Here is a 20,373-nt window from a genome sequence, read left to right as displayed (position 1 = left end):
GATATTTCCACAATCGAAAGGAAAAGAAAGGCCTTGCGATCGGAGACCGCAGGCCAATACAAGACAAAATGAAAGGTCAAAGGGGGAGAGCCTGACCCTGAATCCAGATCTGTTGTAAATGCAGCCCGCTATTAAGCGCGATCGCGTCGGCGCGTTTGCCCACCGCTAACGATCCCAGCAGGCGATCGATACCTAACAGACGTGCGGGGTGGAGAGAGGCCATATGAATTGCCTCTTCTGCAGTTATCCCAGTGAACTCGACCATATTACGTACGGCGGCATCAATTGAGAGCGTGCTGCCAGCTAGTCCACCGGAAGCGGTACGTACAATTCCGCTACGCATTTCCACTTCATCACCGCAGAGCGTATAGCGACCGTCCGGCATTCCTGCAGCCTGCATGGCATCTGTAATCAGCACCAGTCTGTCTTTCGCGCAGCAACAGCACAGCTTCATGGCCGCCGGGTGGACATGATGCCCGTCAGCGATAAGTTCGAGCCAGGGGCGAGGGTCGGTTAACCCTGCGCCAACCATGCCTGGCTCCCGATGATGTAAGCCGGTCATACCGTTATAGCAATGCACCAGTCCGTCAGCGCCGGCGTCAAAGGCCGCGCGGGTTTGTTCCCAGGTAGCTGCGCTGTGGCCCAGCATCACCCGTACGTTGCGCTGCTTCAGATGTTCGATGGCCTGCAATGCACCGAGTTTTTCTGGTGCTAGCGCAACGACGCGCAAGGTTTGCTGGGAAATCGTAATCAGTTCATCCAGTTCATTGAGCTCCAGTTCCCTGAAAAGCTCAGGCGGATGTGCCCCTTTGTTCTGTGGCGTAAAGTACGGACCTTCAAGATAACTGCCCAGTACCTGTGCGCCAGGCCCGCCGGAATGGTAGCGATGGGCGATACGTTCAAGCGCTTTGTGAATATCCGGTAGTGGAGCGGTGACGGTAGTGGGTAGCCAGTTGGCTACCCCTTCACGCGCTTTGTGCATCGCCAGTTTATCGAGCGTATCCGGTGCCTCATCCATCACATCGACACCCGCACCACCGTGTACGTGGGTATCAATGTATGCCGGACAAAGCAGTTCAGCATCGCGGACCATAACGCCGGAAGGAATTGGCTCTATTGCCGCAATGATACCGTCTTCAATGCGTAATTGATGATCGTCCAGCCAGCCCCGTTCGGTCAGTAGACGTCTGGCGCGCAGTACTTTCGTCATATCCCTTCCTCAACGGGCTTTTCCTCGCGACAGCGCCCCAGTTCGTCCACCAGGCTGGTTAAGCCCCGATGTCCGCACTCCAGCGCCTGCAAACGAAACGCTTCGCTGCTCAGGCCGTCACGCTCCAGCACCATCTCCAGTAGCAGTTGTAGATTGGTACCGGTGATCACTTCGGTGCCTTGCCTTTGCATGGCCAACGTGGAAGCGACGCGGAATGGCGTCCCGCCCAACAGGTCTGTCAGAAACACGATGTCTTGCTGAGTATCCAGTTCACTCACCGCGTGTTCAAGTTGCGAGGTGAGTAAGGCAGTGGTTGAGGTTTCCGGAAAGTCGATGGCGATGAACTGAGTTTGTTCACCCAAAATCTGTTGCATCGCTTTTTCCATTCCGCTGGCAAAACCGCCATGACCCGTCAAAATAATACCTAACATCTACAACCCCTTATATTTACAGGAAGTGACAGAACTTACCTACGACGCCGAGCACCACGGTAATGGCGATAAGGCGCAGAGGACTCCAGCCACGGCGGACCAGCCAGAACATGGTTAATGTGTAGACCAGCGGTAAAAAAGCAGGCATCAGCTTGTCTATCACGTCTGTTTGTAGTTTCACTACCGCATCGCCAGCAGTGATTTCCAGCGTAGTGCTCAGGCGAACATAGGTCGCTACCAGCGCACCGATCACCGTCATCCCAACGATGGATGCCGCATGTCCAACCTTTTTGGTGTTAGCTTTAATCAGCGGGATGGCGGCAACGCCCATCCGATAAGCATAGTGTGCCAGCCCAAAGCGCAAACCAAGATGAACCACGTTAAACATAACAATAAAGACCACTGCGCCAAGAATAGAGCCTTGCAACGCCAGACTGGCCCCGATACCGCCGCAAATAGGCAGCAACGTTAACCAGAACATGGCATCACCGATACCACCAAGCGGCGCACCTACGGCAATCTTGGTACTTTGAATACTGTTTACATCCTGCTTGGAGCGTTCCATTGCCAGGATAATCCCGATAACAAACGTGACCAGGAACGGGTGCGTATTGAAGAAACCCATATGGCCTTTCATCGATCGCGCCAGATCGCGTTTGTTGGTATGGATCTTTTTCAGTGCAGGTAACAGGCCGTACAACCACCCTGATGCCTGCATACGTTCGTAGTTAAAAGAGGCCTGCAACAGCATTGAACGCCAGGCAACACGGTTGATATCCTTTTTCGTCAGCTCGGCACCGATATTCTGGTCTTCGTAGACGTTTTCATTGCTGCCGGTCAGCAGCGTTTCTTCGGTATCGGAAACGTTCGGCAGAGCCGTTTGATTAGATGCCATCTTCGAATTCCTCTTTTTGTGCTGCGGGAGCTGTAGGTTCAGGTGATTTACGCAGAAAATCGATCAGCGCCATTGCCAGTGCTGCTGCGGCAATCGCCAGCACGGGGAGTTTGAGCCAGGCTGCGGCTACAAAGCCCAAAATGAAGTAGGGGATATAAACGTTTTTCATCATGATTTTCAGCAGTACGGCGAAGCCGATAGCTGGCATGATGCCGCCGGCCACACCCAGGCCGTCAATCAGACGCGTCGGCAGAACATCTATCGCGGTTTTGGCATGTTCCGCGCCAAAGTAAATCGGCAGGAACGCGCATAAAAAGTAGAAGGTCCCCAGCGCGAGTAACGCCAGATAGTTGACTCGCTCAATCCCGGCGGTATCGGCATTCGCTGCCATGCGATCGCAGCGTGCCATCACTCCTGACATTACAGAGAACAGGAAGGTAATCCCCATCTGTACCGCCACGGCGAACGGTACCGCCACACCTACGGCAACTTCGGGTTTCACTCCGGTCGTTATGGCAAACGTGGTTCCCACGATAGTGCCGATAATAACGTTTGGCGGTTGAGCTCCCGCTAGTGGGGCAAGACCCATCCACACCAGTTCCAGCGTACCACCTGTTAAAATACCGGTATGCAGATCGCCCAGAATCAGGCCGACCAGTGGCCCGAGAACAACCGGGCGGTGCATGTGCGTTAACCCGTTGAACATATCCAGGCCTGCAATAAAGGCGAGAATACCCAACGCAAAAGCCTGCAACAGACTGATTTCCATTGTGAATCCCTCAGAGAAGTTTATAGAGGTCCTGGGCGGGTTCTGTTGGAACGCCCTGAACGAAGCATTCCACCCCAGCGGTTTTTAGCCCGTTGAACGCTGCAATATCGGCAGCGTCTACAGAAACCGTTTTGGCGATTTGTTGCTTGCCGTTGGCGTAGTGCATATTGCCAACGTTGATACGGTTAACAGGAACACCGCCTTCAACCAGACGTAAGAAATCTGCAGGCGATTTGCAGACCAACAGAATTTTCTGGCGATCGGCGGCACGGTGAATATTGTCGATCACTTTTTGTAGTGACCAGAAGCGTACGGCGATCCCTTCTGCCAGTACCATTTCCATCAGATTTTGCTGCACTGGATCTTCAGCCACCTCGTCATTAGCGACCAGCACCAGGTTTGCCCCCGCAAACCCAACCCATTGCACACCAACCTGACCGTGAATCAGACGTTCATCAATGCGACTTAATACAATGTTTGGCATGGTATTTTTCTCTTTTTTGTTATGCGTTACGATCTGGAGCACCCAGGCAGGCGCAGTGATATTGCTGCAGTATGTCCTGAATATGATTAATGATGAGTTCTCGCGGTGTCGCGCTGAGATCTCCCTCGCGCACTTTGACGTACTGCAAGGGTAGATACTGGCTAATCAGCGGTAATGGGATCGGTTCGTCGGCCAGGTTACGCACCAGACGTTCGAATGCCTCATCAATCTGGCTGTCTGGCCAGTAGTAACGAACCCGATCGGAGTAGCTATATCCGCGGGCCAGACGGCGTGCGTTGCCATCGCCGTGATAGTGGCTCTGCCAGTACTCTGGTCTATCAAGCATCACGCTTTCCAGCACGTGTCGCAGGCCTGAACAGGCTTTTGCAGGTAGCAATTCTTCTTCAATGGCAGCTAACGAGAACAGCGCTTCGCGTAGGGCGAAGGTCAGCGCGGGTCCCACTTTCAGAATAGCGAAGTGGTCTATCACCAGTTGGCGCAAGGACAGTGGCGTTTGGTAATCGGTAGAATGCGCTTCAAAAACCAGCGTGTCGTAGTCTTCCACCATTTTGCTGAGCGCTACGGCTTTCTGAGGTTGATAATCAATGATGTGTGTATGATCGAATTCAACGCCAGGTTGCACAACCAGAGCGATAATTCGCGGCCAGATACCCTCCAGCCCGCGCTTTTCAAAGGCGTGATAGTGCGCCTGCAGCGTTGCGCGTGCGGCATCTGGTGTTGTAACCACCAGTTCGGTTAACGCTTCGTGTGCGCCACCAGGAACCGGAACTTCTGTGCCAATCACATAGACCAGGTCAGACTTGCCAAAATGTGCCATACAGGTTTCTTCGGCGACTTTGGCCAGGCGTGCGGCGCGCTCAGCGACGATTTCATCCGTCAGTGGAACCGGGTCGTTGGCACAAGACATGCTGCAATCGAGGTGGATTTTTTTAAAGCCTGCGGCGACATAGCTCTTGATCAGATCGTCAGCGTTGGCCATTGCCTGCTCCGCTGGCAAATTTTGCCAACGGTTTGGTCCAAGATGGTCTCCGCCGAGAATTAGCATATCCTGAGAAAAATCAAGCGAGTCGGCTAAACCGCAGACAAAACTGCGAAAATCGGCTGGTGTCATACCCGTATAGCCACCAAACTGGTCAACCTGATTAGAGGTTGCTTCGATCAACAGCGGTGTATGGTTTGCATGGGCGTAGCGTATTGCGGCTTCCAGTACGATTGGATGCGCGGAACAAACGGCATAAATCCCGTTTGCCTTCCCCCGTTTATGCTGCTCGACCATTTTAGTTAGATGTTTCACTTTCCTCTCCAGGTCAGATTACTGCGACATCAATCTTTCGTTTTGTTTCATTTAATACTGCATCATGGTGTTATAAAAATAAAACGAAAGATAATGGTTTTCCGATCTGTTTCACAAAAGAAACACAATGAAAGGTTTCAGCGTAAGCTTGTCCAGCTCTTACCCGCTTGCGGGGCTTGCATTCGCATAAAAGAAAGGCGTTAATAGGGGAAACGAAATAAAACGAAAGATTCAACTAAAGGATTTCTTATGAGTAACACCGAGTCCTCTGCAGACAAGCGCGTTATCGGCACCAGCGAAAGACGTGAGCAGATCATCCAGCGGTTACGGCAGCAGGGAAGCGTTCAGGTTAACGATCTTTCCTTATTTTTTGGCGTCTCAACGGTCACTATTCGAAACGACCTCGCCTTTCTGGAAAAGCAGGGGATTGCGGTACGTGCCTATGGTGGAGCGCTGATTTGCGAAAGCAATGCGCCTGTTGTGGAGCCATCTGTTGAAGACAAAAGCTCACTCAATACGGCGGTAAAACGCAGTATTGCCAAAGCCGCCGCGGAGTTGATCAAACCGGGACACCGCGTGATCCTTGACTCCGGCACCACGACGTATGAAATTGCCCGCCTGATGCGCCAGCATACCAATGTCATTGCGATGACCAACGGTATGAATGTCGCCAATGCGCTACTGGAAGCCGAAGGGGTTGAGCTGCTGATGACCGGCGGCCATTTGCGTCGTCAGTCGCAATCTTTTTATGGCGATCAGGCAGAACAATCGCTACAAAATTATCACTTCGACATGCTATTTCTTGGCGTTGATGCTATCGATTTAGAGCGTGGTGTTAGCACGCACAACGAAGATGAAGCGCGTCTCAACCGCCGGATGTGTGAAGTGGCTGAGCGTATTATTGTTGTTACCGACTCGTCGAAGTTTAACCGCTCGAGCCTGCATAAGATCATTGATACCCAGCGGATCCATACCATCATTGTTGATGAAGGCATCCCTGACGAGAGCTTGCAGGAGCTACGCCGCAGCGGTGTTGAAGTGATCATTGTTGAGTAATCCCACGCTAAAATTCAAAAATGTGATCCCTTTCAATTAAACGAAAACAAACCATAAGCGAGCTTTTTTAGTAGCTCGCTTTCGTTTTTTTGTATGCTTCCCGTCTCTTTCTCGCATCTTACCCGTTTTGAGTCTTTTCATTTTTTCGGTTTTCTTCGTTTCGGTTTGCTAAAACGAAAGAAAATAGTCAGTTTTTGTTAAATTAAATGCTGGGCCTGCGCGCACAAATTCACCTTATTGCTTCTGATGTAATATATTCAAAAGAAAACGAAAGTGCTAAAGCGCTAAAACAAAACAACATGAATATTTGATGGAGCAATAGAAATGCTGGATAACTTAAGACGTCGCGAGCAAATAATCGATCTGCTGTGCGATCAGGGTAGCGTTCGTGTCGAGCCACTGAGCGTCCATTTTGGTGTGTCATCGGTCACGATCCGCAACGACTTACGTTATCTGGAGCAAAAGGGGTGCGTCATGCGCTCCTACGGTGGGGCGGTTCTCAATCAGCACTTTGCCCTTGATCGGCCTTTGCAGGATAAGGACCGGCTGAATCGCGATGTGAAAACGCGTATTGCCGAAAAAGCGGCCAGCTTTGTGAAAGATGGTGACACGTTAATCCTCGATTCCGGTTCGACCACCACGCTCATTCCTCCCATGTTAAAGAATCGCCGTGACCTGGTGGTGATGACTAATGCGCTTAACATTGCCTGGGAACTGGCGAATTTTGAGCGCGTAGATGTCATGATTCTGGGTGGGAACGTCAGGCAAAGCGTCTATTCATTGTATGGCCCTTCAGCAGAACACCAGCTCAGACAATATCGGTTTGATAAGCTTTTTTTAGGCGTTGACGGATTCTGCCTGGAAGCGGGAATTACCACGCCGCATCCGGGAGAAGCGCATCTTAATCAGGTGATGTGTGAGGTTGCACAGGAGGTCACGGTAGTGGCTGACTCCAGCAAGTTTGGCCGCAAAAGTTTCTGCATGATTAGCGAAATCAGCGGTATTGACCGGGTTATTACCGACAGCGGGATCCCTGAAAATTATCACCGGGCCTTAATCCAACTGGGGGTGGATGTGGTGATTGCAGATGAATAACTGAAACTGCTGGCGAGGAAATCTCGCCAGCAGTTTTTTAGTGGGTCAGCGTACCCTGTTCAACCAGCAGTAATGCGGCACCGCGAACCCCGCTGGACGCGCCATGAATGGCCGGGAATACGCGGGCAGGCTCTAATCCCGGAAACAAATAACGTGACATGGCTTGCGGTAGCAACGTATACATTTCCTCAATGTTGGAAACCCCACCGCCGAGAACAAAAGCATCGACATCCAGAATCAACTGCAATTGCGCCAGCGTGCAACCCAACATATCAATCCATGCTTCTATAGTAGTAACTGCGCTGGCATTGCCATGACGATAGTGCTCCAGCAGGGTCTCCATTTTGAGCTGTTCACCACTGAAGTGTTTGTGGAGCCACAGTAAACCAGGGCCGGATTGATAGCGTTCCAGGCACCCTTGCAAGCCACAGCCGCACTTCAGTTCCGGCAAGTGGTAACGGCGCATAAACGTTGCCGGAAGCGGTAAATGGCCAAACTCACTGGCCATTCGGTTGCGACCCCGATACAGCTGACCGTCAATGACTAATCCTCCGCCCATGCCGGTGCCAATAATGGCACCAAAAATTCTGGAGAACTGGCGAGCCTGCTGGGTATGGGCTTCCGAAAGCGCAAAGCAGCAGCAGTCATTGTCCAGTTCAACCGAACGATTGAGGCGGTGAGCAAGATCGTTCATCACCTGGCGTCCGGTCAGGCAAGGCACGTTAGATGACAGTAGTTTTCCGGTATGTCTGTCCATCAGACCGGGCATGCCGATGCCAATTTTTCCTTGCGTTCCTGTTGCCCAGTCGGCGGTATCAATAAGTGAAGTAAAGGTCGAAAGAAAGAGTTCATAATCCTGAACTGGCGTGGCAACTCGCTTGCGCCAGCAAACCTGCATTTCCTTATCAAAAGCGACAATTTCAGTTTTGGTTCCACCAATATCAACACCGTAAAACATGCCTCATCTCCTCCGGCTTCACAGCGTAACCAGACAGTTTTCCTTGCGAGCGCGCTCTGCGGCAAAGACCATTAAGTGACTTTCCAGTGATTCATCCGGGCCAGAAAGGATCATATTTTGATCGTTGGCCATCACCGCGTGGATAAAGCGATCCATCAAGTAGTAATCGCCACCACCATGCCCCCCCATCTGGGTTTGTGTTCCAGCGGCGATCTCCTCAATCTGATGTACTGTTTCTTTGTCCGTCAGGAAATCAAATACTCGTATCTGCTCGCCATCACCTTCCAGATAACCTCTGGTGCCAAAGAGACGCGTTTTTCTATCCTCCATTTTGGTAAACGCGGTCATGGTAAAGGTCACTGTCTGCTGGTGGGCAAAACGTAAGTTAACAACCTGATGATCCACCACATCATTATCACAACGATAAACACAGCGACCATAAGGCCCATCGCGCAGTGCCTGGCGAACATTCTCTTCGCTGGGATCTGCAGTTAGCACCCGACGGAAGTGCGGAGTGCATTTGTGGTTTTCACCCAAATAAATTTTGCAGGCAGACCAGGGGCAGGTTGCTTCAACCTGACAATCGAGGCAGCGGTCGGCGGCGCCCGCAGGCTGATTCTCTTTCACAAAGTGGCTCAGGCTGCCAAATGAACCCACGTCCTGACAGTTGTCACTCATGATGTAACGGATCCAGTCCAAATCATGACAGGATTTCTGTAACAGCATAAACGACGATTCTGCTTCATTGCGCCAGTTACCGCGTACAAACGAGTGGGCTTGATGCCAGTAACCTACGGGTTCGAGATGCTGCATGCTGACAATATCGCCAATTACGCCATCATCAAGCAGTGATTTCAGCTTTTGCGTATAGCGTGTGTAGCGTAGAACGTGGGCGACGGCCAGTAACACGTTGTTGCGTTTGACCGCATCAATAATGATCCGGCAATCTTCTGTCGTAGGGGCGAGCGGTTTTTCCAGCAGAATGTGATAGCCGAGATTGGCAAATGCTACCGCTGGATCTTTGTGCATATTATCCTGCGTGCAAATAAGTACTACGTCGGCCATCTTGGGTTGGGCCGCAGCCTCTTGCCAGTCGCAAAATACGTTATTTGGGGCAATTTTATGCTGTGCGACAAACTGCTGGCGGTATGCCTCTCTGGGCTCGGCAACACCCACCACCTGCATTCTGTCGGGATGTTCAAGCGCATAGCGAGAATATATTTCTCCGCGCGCACCAGCCCCTACCACTAATACGGTCACTTTATTCGCACACATATAAACCTCTCATTTTGCACTTAGCCTGAATTATGGTCAGGCCAAATTTTCTTCATGTTGTTTATCAAACAAAAAGGCGGCTTCAAGATTAAATTTCACTTTGATAGATTCGCCAGGAAGAGGGTTCCAGTCGGGTGAGGAGTTAATACGTAGGATCATATGTTGCTCACCAATATCAAAATGCAGAAGGTCTTCGTTGCCCATCCTTTCTACGTTGGTAATGTGCGCATCGAACGCAGAGGCATCATGCTGCGAGGCTAACTGAATGGCCTCTGAACGGATGCCGAACCAGACGCTGGAATGCGGGTATTGCTCCAGCAGGTTACTCAAGCGTGTATTCAATGGCAGGATTAAATTATCAGCCAGGCGCAGGCCACGAGCGCCGGGTTCAATATCAAGCAGTAGGATATTCATTGCCGGATTACCAATAAAACCAGCAACGAATTTATTCCTGGGATGATGGTAAATATTCCCTGGGGTATCCACCTGCATAATACGACCGCCATTAAGAACGCAAATCCTGTCTCCCATCGTCATCGCTTCAATCTGATCGTGCGTGACGTATACCATGGTTGCGCTCACGCCTTCGTGACGCAGTTGTCGATGCAGTTCTGTCAGCCGCACGCGCATTGAAACACGTAGTTTTGCATCCAGGTTGGACAGCGGCTCATCAAACAAAAAAACGTCGGGCTTACGTACGATGGCCCTGCCAACGGCTACGCGTTGACATTGACCGCCCGAAAGCTGGCCGGGCTTTTTATCGAGTAATGTCTCGATTTCCAGCTTGTGTGCAGCTTCCCGCACGCGGATATCAATCTCTTCTTTGCTCATTTTCCCTAACAGGCTGAATGCCATATTTTTATAAATCGTCATGTGGGGATAGAGGGCATAATTCTGGAAGACCATGGCAACGCCTCGCTCCTTTGGTAGCAGGTCGTTGACGCACTGTTCTCCGATTGCGATATGGCCATGAGTGATATCTTCCAGACCGGCAATCATGCGCAGCAGCGTTGATTTGGCGCAACCTGATGGTCCGACAAATACCATGAATTCACCATCGTGAATTTGAAGGTCAACGTTATGTATCGCCTGAAAACCATTGGGATAGACTTTGCTTACTGCCTGTAATTGAATACCTGACATAACACTGCCCCTTATCCTTTAATTCCGGCACCAGCGATGCCGCGAATAAAATAGCGCTGGAAGAAGATATAAAGTAACAACATCGGGATAATAGCCAGCAATGCGCCTGCCATTAACATCGGATATTCCACGCCTGAGCGTCCGGACAGCGAGGCTAACCCCACCGGCAATGTCATTTTATCCATGGATGTGTTGACGATCAGTGGCCACATTAAGTTATTCCAGCTCCACAATCCGTTAATAATGACGCAGGCAATCAGCCCTGGTTTAATTAATGGCAGCATAATTTTGAAGAAAATGGTCAGATGGTTATATCCATCCATAATGGCAGCCTCTTCCAGTTCTTTAGGTACTGACAGAAAAAACTGACGCAATAAAAAGGCGCTATAAATACTAAATAGGCCCGGTAACACCAACCCAGGAATTGAGTTCAGCAAACCGATTTTTTCAATGGTTAAAAACTGTGGGATCAAAAAGATTTGCCCAGGTACCATCAGAATCGAAATACACAGCATAAACAGGACATCACGCCCTTTAAAACGCAGCCGGGAGAAACCGTACGCCGCCATTGCTGCAATCAGCGTCTGCAAAATGACGATGACCAGCGTGGAGACGATCGAGTTAAAGTAAAAGCTGCCAAAAGGCATCTCATGCAAGATTTTACCGTAAGCCTGAAACCCTGGGTTGGCGGGTAGCAGGATTGGCGGAAAGGCGATGCTTTCTGCCTGGGTTTTAAAAGAGGTGATGATCATCCAGATGAAGGGAACCACCGTTACCAGCGTCGCGAGGATCATCAGGCCGTAAATTAGCCATTTTTCACGTTTTGTCATGAACATCGTGGTTGCCTCACTGAGCTTTAAGCCGTTTACCAATCCATATCTGCAGCAGCGTCAGGACCATCGTGATAACGAAGATCACCACGGCGATCGCTGAGGCATACCCTTTTTCATGGTAAATAAAGGCGTATTTATAGAAGAGATAGGCGATGGTCATCGTCTGATCGTCCACCATGGATGAACTGCCAAACAGCAGATAAACCACATCGAAAATTTGCAACGTTTCGATAAAGGAGATCACCAGTACGAAAAACAGCGTTGGTATCATTAACGGTAAGGTAATAGACCAGAATCCACGCAGTTTGCTGATGCCATCCAGCGACATCGCTTCATAAATTTGTTTGGGGATCCCCTGCAATCCTGCGAGCAGAATGATCATCTTGAGTGCAATAGCCGACCAGATGATCACCAGCGAGGCGCTCAGGCGGACGACATCGGGATCGGATAACCAACCGATGGCTGGAAGATCGAAAAAAGCTAGGATCTGATTAATTAAGCCGAAGTTTCGGTTCATCAACCACTGCCAGACCATCGCAATAGCTGCAGGCATAGTGACAGCGGGCAGAAATAACAGCGTGCGAAACAACCACTGACCGCGAATAGCCTGATTCAGGCCAATTGCGAGTAGTAATGACAAAACGGTGATTATCGGTACGCAAATAAAAACATAGGCCAGGGTGTTATATATTGCTGAACGAAACTCATCATCACTGAATAAATTAATATAGTTATCTAAGCTGATCGTGGTCCAGATCTGAAACTCGCCAAGATCGGTGAAACTATAGAAAACGTTCTGGAAGAACGGAGTAAAGTAAAAAACAATTAATCCCGCCAGTAGCGGCATAATCATTATCCATCCCCAGAAGCGTTCTTCTTTTTCCAGCTTAGTCAGGGATTTTTTTTGCACTTCCCTGGCCGGTAATTGCGGGGATGCGGCTTCATCTGAATAGCTCATACAGACTCCGGGATGCTCACTGTGCAACCAAAATATATTGCGTGGGCGAAGGCGAGAGGGAGCATGGCTCCCTCAGGATTATTTCTGCATTTCTCGTTCAACGCGTTTAGCAACGCCAGGCATGACTTTCTCCGGGTCATTACCCGTCCAGACTTTTTTCAAACCATCATTCAGGATGCTATTCCACTTGGCAGTATTGGAGCCTGCGGTTGGATATTTATGTGAGAAAGCCAATGAATCGATATAGGCTGAAACATCGATACCCTTAAAGCCTTCAGCCCACTCTTTGGCCACATTTTGGTTAGCGGGGATCACGACTTTTCCCGTAGCCAGAGTCTGCTGAGCATGCTCAGAGCTCATGAACTCAATGAACTTCCACGCCGCATCTTTATGCTGACTTTTTGCTGACATGGCAAATGCCAGGCTATGAGATACACCGGCCTGCTCTGCCATTTTAGGCATTGGTACTACGCCAATGTGATCTTTAATCAGCTCGTTTTGAGAGAAAGGTAATGCCCACCATGAGCCTGCGTAGACCATGGCCACCCGGTTTGACTGGAAGACATCTGAGGCTTCCATCTCGCCTGGCGGTTGGATTAGCCCCGCATTCAGCATGCCTTGAACATCGCGATAAACGGCGATGGCTTTGTCATTGGCAACATCCGTTTTGCCTTCAGGCAGGACAATCTTATCGCCAGCCTGTAATAGCAGGTTAAAGTAACTGTCCTGTCCGCTGCTAAATTCCATTGCCAGCGGATAAGACTGTTTATCCAACCCTTTGCGCAACTGCGCTGATTTTTGTTTTAAATCGTCCCACGTCCAGTTTTTATCGGGATAGCTTACGCCAGCCTGATCGAACATTTTTTTGTTGTACCAGACGGCAATTGCATCAATATCCCTTGGGATGGCATATTGCTGCGACTGGTATTGATAGGCATCGACTGAACTTTTTACGAAATCATCCAGTTTCGGTGCTGATTTATCTTTCAGATAATTACTCAGTGGTTCCAGCATGCCATTCTTAACATATTGCTGAAAATTAGGCATGTTCATCCAGAATATATCCGGTGCTACATTTCCACCGACTGCTGAACTTAGCTTGATAAAATATTGGTCATAAGGCGTTAATTCAATTTCAACTTTAATGCCAGGGTTGTTTTTTTCAAATTCATTAACGAGCTGTTGTTCACCAGGGAGTTGATTTCGATCCCATAGCGTGTAGCGTAATTTAACAGGCTTTGCTTCCGACTGGCCTTCAGCACTTGCGACGACAGGTGTTGCCAGTAAACAGGAAATAAGGCAGGCCAATGCGACATTATTTTTATTCAGGGTATACATAACGTCCCTCTTTATTCAGGTCAGAATGCTTATGAGGTAAATTACAGGAGCCTATGAATAATCTGTTTTACATCGGAGAAAGTCAAAGCAGTAAAAAAGAGGGGATTATCGCATTAAAACAAGGGCGTCTTTCGGTAGGTTTCTATTTTATCAAAACGAAAATATAGCGTAAAACTATGGTGATATTATTTCTTTTTATTTCATGGTGTTAGGTTTATTTCTCTGGTTTGAATCGAAAAAAACAGACGTTAAAAAAAACCTCTGAAAATGCGAACGTTATCACTTTATCTGTTGACGCATTAACATAAAAAACGGGGATAAATCCCCGTTTTTTCGTTGGCTTTCGTTTCGATAATCAGGTCACTGGCGCGGGGTTAAACACTGCCAGTTGGTTATGCAGCCCCCACTGATCTGAAAAGGTTTTCTTACGTCCGCTGGCGACGTCGAGAATAAACTCGAACAGTTTCAGGCCCACGTCTTCAATGGTTTCTTCTCCGGTGGCGATGGTACCTGCGTTGATGTCCATCAGGTCAAACCAACGGTTGGCCAGCTCGGTACGCGTCGCCATTTTAATCACCGGCACGGCCATCAGGCCGTACGGCGTACCGCGACCGGTGGTGAACACCTGCACGGTGATCCCGGAGGCGACCTGCTGCGTACCGCAGACAAAATCGCTGGCGGGGGTTGCGGCGTAAATCAGGCCACGCTTGGTTGGACGCTGGCCAGGCGACAATACTTCGACAATCGCGCTCTTGCCAGACTTGGCAATAGAACCCAGAGCTTTTTCCACTACATTTGCCAGACCACCTTTCTTGTTGCCCGGAGAAGGATTGGCGCTGCGATCCGTTTTGCCCATATCAAGGTAGTTATCGTACCAGGCCATCTCTTCGAGCAGGCGTTTACCCACTTCTTCGTTAATCGCCCGTGGGGTAAGAAGGTGGATGGCATCGCGCACTTCGGTTACTTCGGAGAACATCACGGTCGCGCCGCAGCGTACTAACAGATCGGAGGCATAACCCACAGCTGGGTTGGCCGTCACGCCGGAAAACGCGTCGCTGCCGCCGCACTGCATGCCGACCACCAGTTCTGACGCCGGGCAGGTTTCACGCTGGCGCTGATTGAGCTTTGTCAGATGACGTTCTGCTACCTGCAAAATATCGGCAACCATCGATTGAAAGCCGACGTGTTTTTCATCCTGCAGGCTGACGATGCTGGCGCTGTCGACCGGAATACTTTTCACATCGTGCGTGCCTTCCAGTAGGCGCTCTGGCTGCAGTTTTTCGCAGCCGAGGCCAATGACCATCACTTCACCGCCAAAGTTCGGGTTAAGCGCAATATTGTGAATGGTACGAATCGGCACGATGGCGGCTGGGGCATTGATTGCCACGCCGCAACCGTACAGGTGATTGAGCCCCACCACGCCGTCAACGTTCGGGTATTTGGGCAACAGGTCGCGCTCAATGATTTTCACCACATAGTCCACAACGCCCGCCACACAGTGTACGCTGGTGGAGATACCGAGCAGATTCTTGGTGCCGACACTACCGTCAGCATTGCGATAACCTTCGAAGGTATAACCCTCAAGAGGCGGCAGCGGCTCTGGCACTTTGGTTGCCAGCGGCAGTGTCTCCAGCGGCGGAGCTTTGGGCAGTTCAACCATTGATTCATCAATCCAACTGCCGCGTGGAATATCGCGAACGGCATAGCCTATAACTTCGCCATAACGCACGATTTCGCCGTGAACAGGAATATCCATTAGTGCCACTTTATGGCCCTGGGGAATATGCTCAATGAGTTCCAGTCCGTCCGGAAAACGCGTCCCGGCTTTCAGACCATTGTCATTGACAATTATCGCCACATTATCTGTTTCGTGAACTTTAATATAAAACGCCGTTGGCGATTCTTGTCTGATTTCGATGTCGGCCATTGTCCAGTATTCTCCAACAAGGTGGTGATAATAGTGTGGATATTTATATTTTGAATCTAATTGTAAGTAATAAAGATTCAGTAGCGTGAAATAAGAATGTCAGGAGTTTAAGGCGAAGAATGTGATGATGATCACTTAAACTCAGCAAGGCCGTACCATCAGGGGTAGCAATACGTAAATGTGTGCATTAGCGCCCAGGCATGTGTGCATTTGCCCAAAACATTAATTTAATAACGCGTTTTTAATGAGCGCTTGCACAATGATTAACGTTGCGTTGCTGATTATACTAAATCACGGTTTCATAGTGTCTGATAAATTATTATGCGTTCTAATTCTCAGTAATTTATCACCAGGAATATCTACTCAATAATAATAAAAAATTTAATGTACTCGAGGTAATTAGAATGATTCTGGATACAGTTGTCGAGAAAAAGAAAGGTACGCACACCCGTTATTTAATATTGCTGATAATATTTATCGTTACCGCTGTTAACTACGCGGACCGTGCGACGCTATCTATTGCCGGCACGGAAGTGGCCAAAGAGTTGCAGCTCAGCGCCATCTCAATGGGCTACATTTTCTCCGCCTTCGGCTGGGCTTACCTGTTGATGCAAATCCCCGGCGGCTGGCTGTTGGATAAGTTCGGCTCGAAGAAAGTCTACACATACAGTCTGTTCTTCTGGTCACTGTTCACCTTCCTGCAAGGCTTTGTGGACATGTTCCCGCTGGCCTGGGCGGGTATTTCAATGTTCATCATGCGCTTTATGCTGGGCTTCTCGGAAGCGCCGTCCTTCCCGGCGAACGCCCGTATTGTGGCGGCCTGGTTCCCGACGAAAGAGCGTGGCACGGCATCTGCGATTTTTAACTCCGCGCAATATTTTTCCCTGGCGCTGTTTTCGCCGCTGCTGGGCTGGCTGACCTTCGCCTGGGGTTGGGAGCACGTGTTTACCGTAATGGGCGTGATTGGTTTTGTGCTCACCGGACTATGGGTAAAGTTTATTCATAACCCAACCGATCACCCGCGTATGTCGCAAGAAGAGCTGAAGTTTATTTCTGAAAACGGCGCGGTCGTGGATATGGACCACAAAAAGCCGGGTGATGTGAAATCAGGTGGTCCTAAACTGCATTATATCAAGCAGTTGCTCACTAACCGTATGATGCTTGGCGTGTTCTTCGGCCAGTATTTTATCAACACAATTACCTGGTTTTTCCTCACCTGGTTCCCGATTTACCTGGTTCAGGAAAAAGGCATGTCGATCCTGAAAGTAGGCTTCGTGGCTTCGATTCCGGCGCTGTGCGGATTTGCCGGAGGCGTGCTCGGCGGCGTGTTCTCTGATTATCTGATTAAACGTGGATTCAGCATCACACTGGCACGTAAGCTGCCGATTGTGCTCGGCATGCTGCTCGCGTCGACCATTATTCTGTGTAACTACACCGATAACACCACCCTGGTGGTTGCGCTGATGGCGCTGGCGTTCTTCGGCAAAGGCTTTGGGGCGCTCGGTTGGCCAGTGATTTCCGATACCGCGCCGAAAGAGATTGTCGGTCTGTGCGGCGGGGTATTTAACGTGTTTGGCAACGTGGCTTCCATCGTGACCCCGCTGGTGATTGGGTATCTGGTGAGCGAGCTGCATTCATTTAATGCTGCGCTGATGTTTGTAGGGTGCTCGGCGCTGATGGCAATGGTTTGCTACCTGTTTATTGTCGGTGACATTAAACGTATGGAATTGCAGAAATAAACAAAGGTATAGGCGATGAATAACACGATTTTCCCGAATAAATTTAAGGCGGCCCTCGCGGCGCAACAGATTCAGATTGGCTGCTGGTCTGCATTGGCTAGTCCAATCAGTACCGAAGTTTTAGGCCTGGCGGGTTTTGACTGGCTGGTGCTGGACGGCGAACACGCGCCGAACGATATCTCGACGTTTATCCCGCAATTGATGGCGTTGAAAGGCAGCGCCAGCGCGCCAGTCGTGCGCGTACCGACCAACGAGCCGGTAATTATCAAGCGCCTGCTGGATATCGGGTTTTATAACTTCCTGATCCCGTTCGTGGAGACAGAAGAAGAAGCGCTCAACGCTGTGGCATCGACCCGCTATCCGCCGGAAGGTATTCGCGGCGTGTCCGTATCCCATCGAGCCAATATGTTTGGCACCGTACCGGACTACTTTGCGCAGTCGAATAAGAACATCACCATCATCGTGCAGATCGAAAGTCAGCAGGGCGTTGATAACGTTGACGCCATCGCTGCGACCGAAGGCGTTGACGGTGTCTTCGTCGGGCCAAGCGATCTGGCTGCGGCGTTAGGCCACCTCGGCAATGCGTCACATCCTGATGTGCAGAAAGCAATCCAGCATATTTTTGCCCGCGCGAAAGCCCATGGCAAACCAAGCGGCATTCTGGCCCCGGTAGAGGCGGATGCACGTCGTTATCTGGAGTGGGGCGCGACGTTTGTTGCCGTTGGCAGCGACCTTGGCGTGTTCCGTTCAGCCACACAGAAACTGGCTGATTCTTTTAAGAAATAACCACCATCGACAGTAGAGAGAGATAAAGACATGACAATGAAAGTTGGTTTTATTGGCCTCGGTATTATGGGTAAACCAATGAGTAAAAACCTCCTCAAGGCAGGTTACTCGCTGGTGGTTGCTGACCGTAACCCGGAATCCATTGCACAAGTGATTGCCGCAGGCGCAGAAACCGCCGCCACGGCGAAAGATATTGCCGAGCAGTGCGACGTGATCATCACCATGCTGCCGAACTCTCCGCATGTTAAGGAAGTGGCGCTGGGGGAAGGCGGTATTATTGAAGGGGCGAAGCCGGGCACGGTGCTTATCGACATGAGCTCTATCGCACCGTTAGCCAGCCGTGAAATTAGCGATGCGCTGAAAGCGAAAGGCGTGGATATGCTGGATGCGCCGGTCAGCGGCGGCGAGCCAAAAGCGATTGATGGCACGTTGTCGGTGATGGTTGGTGGTGATAAAGCGATTTTCGACAAGTACTACGATCTGCTGAAGGCGATGGCTGGCTCCGTGGTGCATACCGGTGAAATTGGCGCGGGTAACGTCACCAAGCTGGCGAATCAGGTCATAGTGGCGCTGAACATTGCCGCGATGTCTGAAGCGCTGACGCTGGCGACCAAAGCAGGGGTGAACCCGGATCTGGTGTATCAGGCGATCCGTGGCGGGCTGGCGGGTAGCACCGTGCTGGACGCGAAGGCGCCGATGGTAATGGACCGTAACTTTAAGCCTGGTTTCCGTATTGACCTGCATATCAAAGATCTGGCGAACGCGCTGGACACTTCGCATGGCGTTGGGGCTCAGTTGCCGCTGACGGCTGCAGTCATGGAGATGATGCAGGCGCTCCGCGCAGATGGATTGGGCACTGCCGATCACAGTGCGCTCGCATGCTACTACGAAAAACTGGCGAAAGTGGAAGTCACTCGCTAACAAGAAGGGCGCGGATGCGCGCCCTGTATTTCTTGCCTTGCGCGGCACAGTCAGGCTACATAACTATGAAAATCGTAATTGCCCCAGACTCTTATAAAGAAAGCCTTTCTGCTACCGAGGTAGCTCAGGCAATAGAAAAAGGATTTCGGGAAATTTTCCCCGATGCGCAATATGTTTCTGTTCCGGTTGCCGATGGCGGCGAAGGAACGGTTGAAGCCATGATTGCCGCGACGCAAGGGAGTGAACATTCAGCGTGGGTGACGGGGCCGCTGGGCGAAAAAGTGAATGCCTGCTGGGGCATGTCCGGGGACGGTAAAACTGCGTTTATCGAAATGGCTGCAGCCAGCGGTCTGGCGTTGGTTCCTCCTGAAAAGCGTAACCCATTAGTCACCACGTCGCGTGGCACCGGGGAGTTGATTTTGCAGGCGTTGGATAGCGGTGCGCAGAGCATCATTATTGGTATTGGCGGCAGTGCGACCAACGACGGCGGTGCAGGTATGGTACAGGCGCTGGGGGCGAAGCTCTGCGACGCCAACGGGACAGAGATTGGCTACGGTGGCGGAAGCCTGATGAGTCTGAATACCATCGATATCTCGGGCCTGGATCCGCGCTTAAAAACCTGTTCAATTCGCGTGGCTTGTGACGTGACCAATCCGCTTACAGGCGATACTGGCGCTTCGCGCATCTTTGGCCCGCAGAAAGGGGCAACGGAAGAACGCATTCTCGAACTGGATCGTAATCTGTCTCATTATGCCGACATCATTAAAAAGTCGCTGCGGGTTGATGTGAAAGAGGTTCCCGGCTCCGGCGCGGCAGGTGGAATGGGCGCAGCGTTAATGGCTTTTTTAGGCGCGGAGCTGCGCAGCGGTATCGAGATTGTGACCCAGGCACTTAATCTGGAAGAGCATATTCACGACTGTACGTTGGTGGTGACCGGCGAAGGGCGGATTGACAGCCAGAGCATTCACGGCAAAGTTCCGGTAGGCGTAGCGCATGTCGCGAAGAAGTACCACAAACCGGTCATTGGCATCGGTGGTAGCCTGACGCGCGATGTGGAGGTGGTGCACCAATATGGTATCGATGCGGTGTTTAGCGTATTGACCAGCATCAGCACGCTGGAAGAGGCCTTCCGTGGGGCATTTGATAATATTTATCGCGCTTCAAGAAACATTGCCGCCACGTTAGCGATAGGAATGCGCAGTGCGGGGTGACATTAACCCGCAAACCCTCTATACTGCGC

General features: G+C 50.6%; 19 protein-coding genes. 6 read left to right on the top strand and 13 right to left on the bottom strand.

Annotated elements, in window-relative coordinates:
• Positions 1 to 76 precede the first annotated feature (76 nt).
• From nagA to kbaZ, 6 genes are read right to left on the bottom strand one after another with little or no spacing between them, the layout of a single operon-like run.
• Positions 77 to 1,210, bottom strand: coding sequence for an N-acetylglucosamine-6-phosphate deacetylase (gene nagA, locus E1B03_RS23195; RefSeq protein ID WP_133087011.1), 1,134 nt, complete (start codon positions 1,208 to 1,210; stop codon positions 77 to 79).
• Positions 1,207 to 1,641 (bottom strand): PTS galactosamine/N-acetylgalactosamine transporter subunit IIA, encoded by a 435-nt coding sequence (agaF, locus tag E1B03_RS23190; RefSeq protein WP_103769854.1) that lies wholly within the window; start codon positions 1,639 to 1,641, stop codon positions 1,207 to 1,209. Before agaF ends, nagA begins: the two co-directional genes overlap by 4 nt.
• A 16-nt stretch (positions 1,642 to 1,657) precedes the next feature.
• Positions 1,658 to 2,536, bottom strand: a complete 879-nt coding sequence (gene agaE, locus E1B03_RS23185) for a PTS N-acetylgalactosamine transporter subunit IID (protein WP_103769853.1) — start codon at positions 2,534 to 2,536, stop codon at positions 1,658 to 1,660.
• Complete coding sequence (gene agaW / locus E1B03_RS23180; protein WP_003839998.1) at positions 2,526 to 3,305, bottom strand: PTS N-acetylgalactosamine transporter subunit IIC; 780 nt, start codon at positions 3,303 to 3,305, stop codon at positions 2,526 to 2,528. The genes agaE and agaW overlap by 11 nt, the downstream gene beginning before the upstream one ends.
• Before the next feature lie 10 nt (positions 3,306 to 3,315).
• Positions 3,316 to 3,789, bottom strand: coding sequence for a PTS N-acetylgalactosamine transporter subunit IIB (agaV, locus tag E1B03_RS23175; protein WP_133087010.1), 474 nt, complete (start codon positions 3,787 to 3,789; stop codon positions 3,316 to 3,318).
• Positions 3,790 to 3,808: 19 nt separating this feature from the next.
• Positions 3,809 to 5,086 carry a tagatose-bisphosphate aldolase subunit KbaZ gene (kbaZ, locus tag E1B03_RS23170; protein WP_246044176.1) on the bottom strand — a complete coding sequence of 426 codons (1,278 nt, stop codon included), beginning with the start codon at positions 5,084 to 5,086 and terminating at the stop codon, positions 3,809 to 3,811.
• 267 nt (positions 5,087 to 5,353) lie between these two features.
• Here kbaZ and E1B03_RS23165 point away from each other — a divergent pair, with 267 nt between their 5' ends.
• Together E1B03_RS23165 and agaR are read left to right on the top strand one after the other, a co-directional pair.
• Entirely contained in the window at positions 5,354 to 6,160 is an 807-nt protein-coding gene (locus E1B03_RS23165; RefSeq protein ID WP_103769851.1) for a DeoR family transcriptional regulator, read from the top strand.
• Between the two features lie 324 nt (positions 6,161 to 6,484).
• Positions 6,485 to 7,255, top strand: coding sequence for a transcriptional repressor AgaR (agaR, locus tag E1B03_RS23160; protein ID WP_103769850.1), 771 nt, complete (start codon positions 6,485 to 6,487; stop codon positions 7,253 to 7,255).
• Positions 7,256 to 7,292: 37 nt separating this feature from the next.
• Here the strand turns inward: agaR and E1B03_RS23155 are convergent, their stop codons facing one another.
• The 7 genes from E1B03_RS23155 to garD form a co-directional block, all read right to left on the bottom strand.
• On the bottom strand, positions 7,293 to 8,213 hold the full coding sequence (locus E1B03_RS23155; RefSeq protein ID WP_103769849.1) for an ROK family protein: 921 nt from the start codon (positions 8,211 to 8,213) through the stop codon (positions 7,293 to 7,295).
• An 18-nt stretch (positions 8,214 to 8,231) separates the two neighbouring features.
• Positions 8,232 to 9,488 (bottom strand): Gfo/Idh/MocA family protein, encoded by a 1,257-nt coding sequence (locus tag E1B03_RS23150; protein WP_133087008.1) that lies wholly within the window; start codon positions 9,486 to 9,488, stop codon positions 8,232 to 8,234.
• 36 nt (positions 9,489 to 9,524) lie between these two features.
• Positions 9,525 to 10,631, bottom strand: coding sequence for an ABC transporter ATP-binding protein (locus E1B03_RS23145; protein ID WP_103769847.1), 1,107 nt, complete (start codon positions 10,629 to 10,631; stop codon positions 9,525 to 9,527).
• A gap of 11 nt (positions 10,632 to 10,642) precedes the next feature.
• Positions 10,643 to 11,467: a carbohydrate ABC transporter permease gene (locus E1B03_RS23140; protein ID WP_103769846.1), complete on the bottom strand. Its 825-nt coding sequence runs from the start codon at positions 11,465 to 11,467 to the stop codon at positions 10,643 to 10,645.
• 10 nt (positions 11,468 to 11,477) lie between these two features.
• Entirely contained in the window at positions 11,478 to 12,422 is a 945-nt protein-coding gene (locus E1B03_RS23135; RefSeq protein WP_003024905.1) for a carbohydrate ABC transporter permease, read from the bottom strand.
• 78 nt (positions 12,423 to 12,500) lie between these two features.
• The gene (locus E1B03_RS23130; RefSeq protein ID WP_103769845.1) at positions 12,501 to 13,760 is read right to left on the bottom strand and encodes an ABC transporter substrate-binding protein; all 1,260 of its coding nucleotides are present in this window, start codon (positions 13,758 to 13,760) and stop codon (positions 12,501 to 12,503) included.
• A 355-nt stretch (positions 13,761 to 14,115) separates the two neighbouring features.
• Positions 14,116 to 15,687, bottom strand: coding sequence for a galactarate dehydratase (gene garD / locus E1B03_RS23125; protein ID WP_103769844.1), 1,572 nt, complete (start codon positions 15,685 to 15,687; stop codon positions 14,116 to 14,118).
• A 404-nt stretch (positions 15,688 to 16,091) separates the two neighbouring features.
• Between garD and garP the strand changes: the two genes are divergently transcribed.
• The 4 genes from garP (at position 16,092) to garK (ending at position 20,344) form a co-directional block, all read left to right on the top strand.
• Positions 16,092 to 17,426: a galactarate/glucarate/glycerate transporter GarP gene (garP, locus tag E1B03_RS23115; RefSeq protein ID WP_103769842.1), complete on the top strand. Its 1,335-nt coding sequence runs from the start codon at positions 16,092 to 16,094 to the stop codon at positions 17,424 to 17,426.
• Positions 17,427 to 17,441: 15 nt separating this feature from the next.
• Positions 17,442 to 18,212 (top strand): 2-dehydro-3-deoxyglucarate aldolase, encoded by a 771-nt coding sequence (gene garL / locus E1B03_RS23110; RefSeq protein ID WP_103769841.1) that lies wholly within the window; start codon positions 17,442 to 17,444, stop codon positions 18,210 to 18,212.
• Between the two features lie 30 nt (positions 18,213 to 18,242).
• Positions 18,243 to 19,133: a 2-hydroxy-3-oxopropionate reductase gene (garR, locus tag E1B03_RS23105; RefSeq protein ID WP_103769840.1), complete on the top strand. Its 891-nt coding sequence runs from the start codon at positions 18,243 to 18,245 to the stop codon at positions 19,131 to 19,133.
• 65 nt (positions 19,134 to 19,198) lie between these two features.
• Positions 19,199 to 20,344 (top strand): glycerate 2-kinase, encoded by a 1,146-nt coding sequence (gene garK, locus E1B03_RS23100; protein WP_133087007.1) that lies wholly within the window; start codon positions 19,199 to 19,201, stop codon positions 20,342 to 20,344.
• Positions 20,345 to 20,373 lie beyond the last annotated feature (29 nt).

The sequence above is a fragment of the Citrobacter arsenatis genome, from assembly GCF_004353845.1.
Lineage (GTDB): Bacteria > Pseudomonadota > Gammaproteobacteria > Enterobacterales > Enterobacteriaceae > Citrobacter > Citrobacter arsenatis.
Note: the sequence above shows the minus strand (reverse complement) of the source record. Positions and strands in the feature narration are given on the sequence as shown.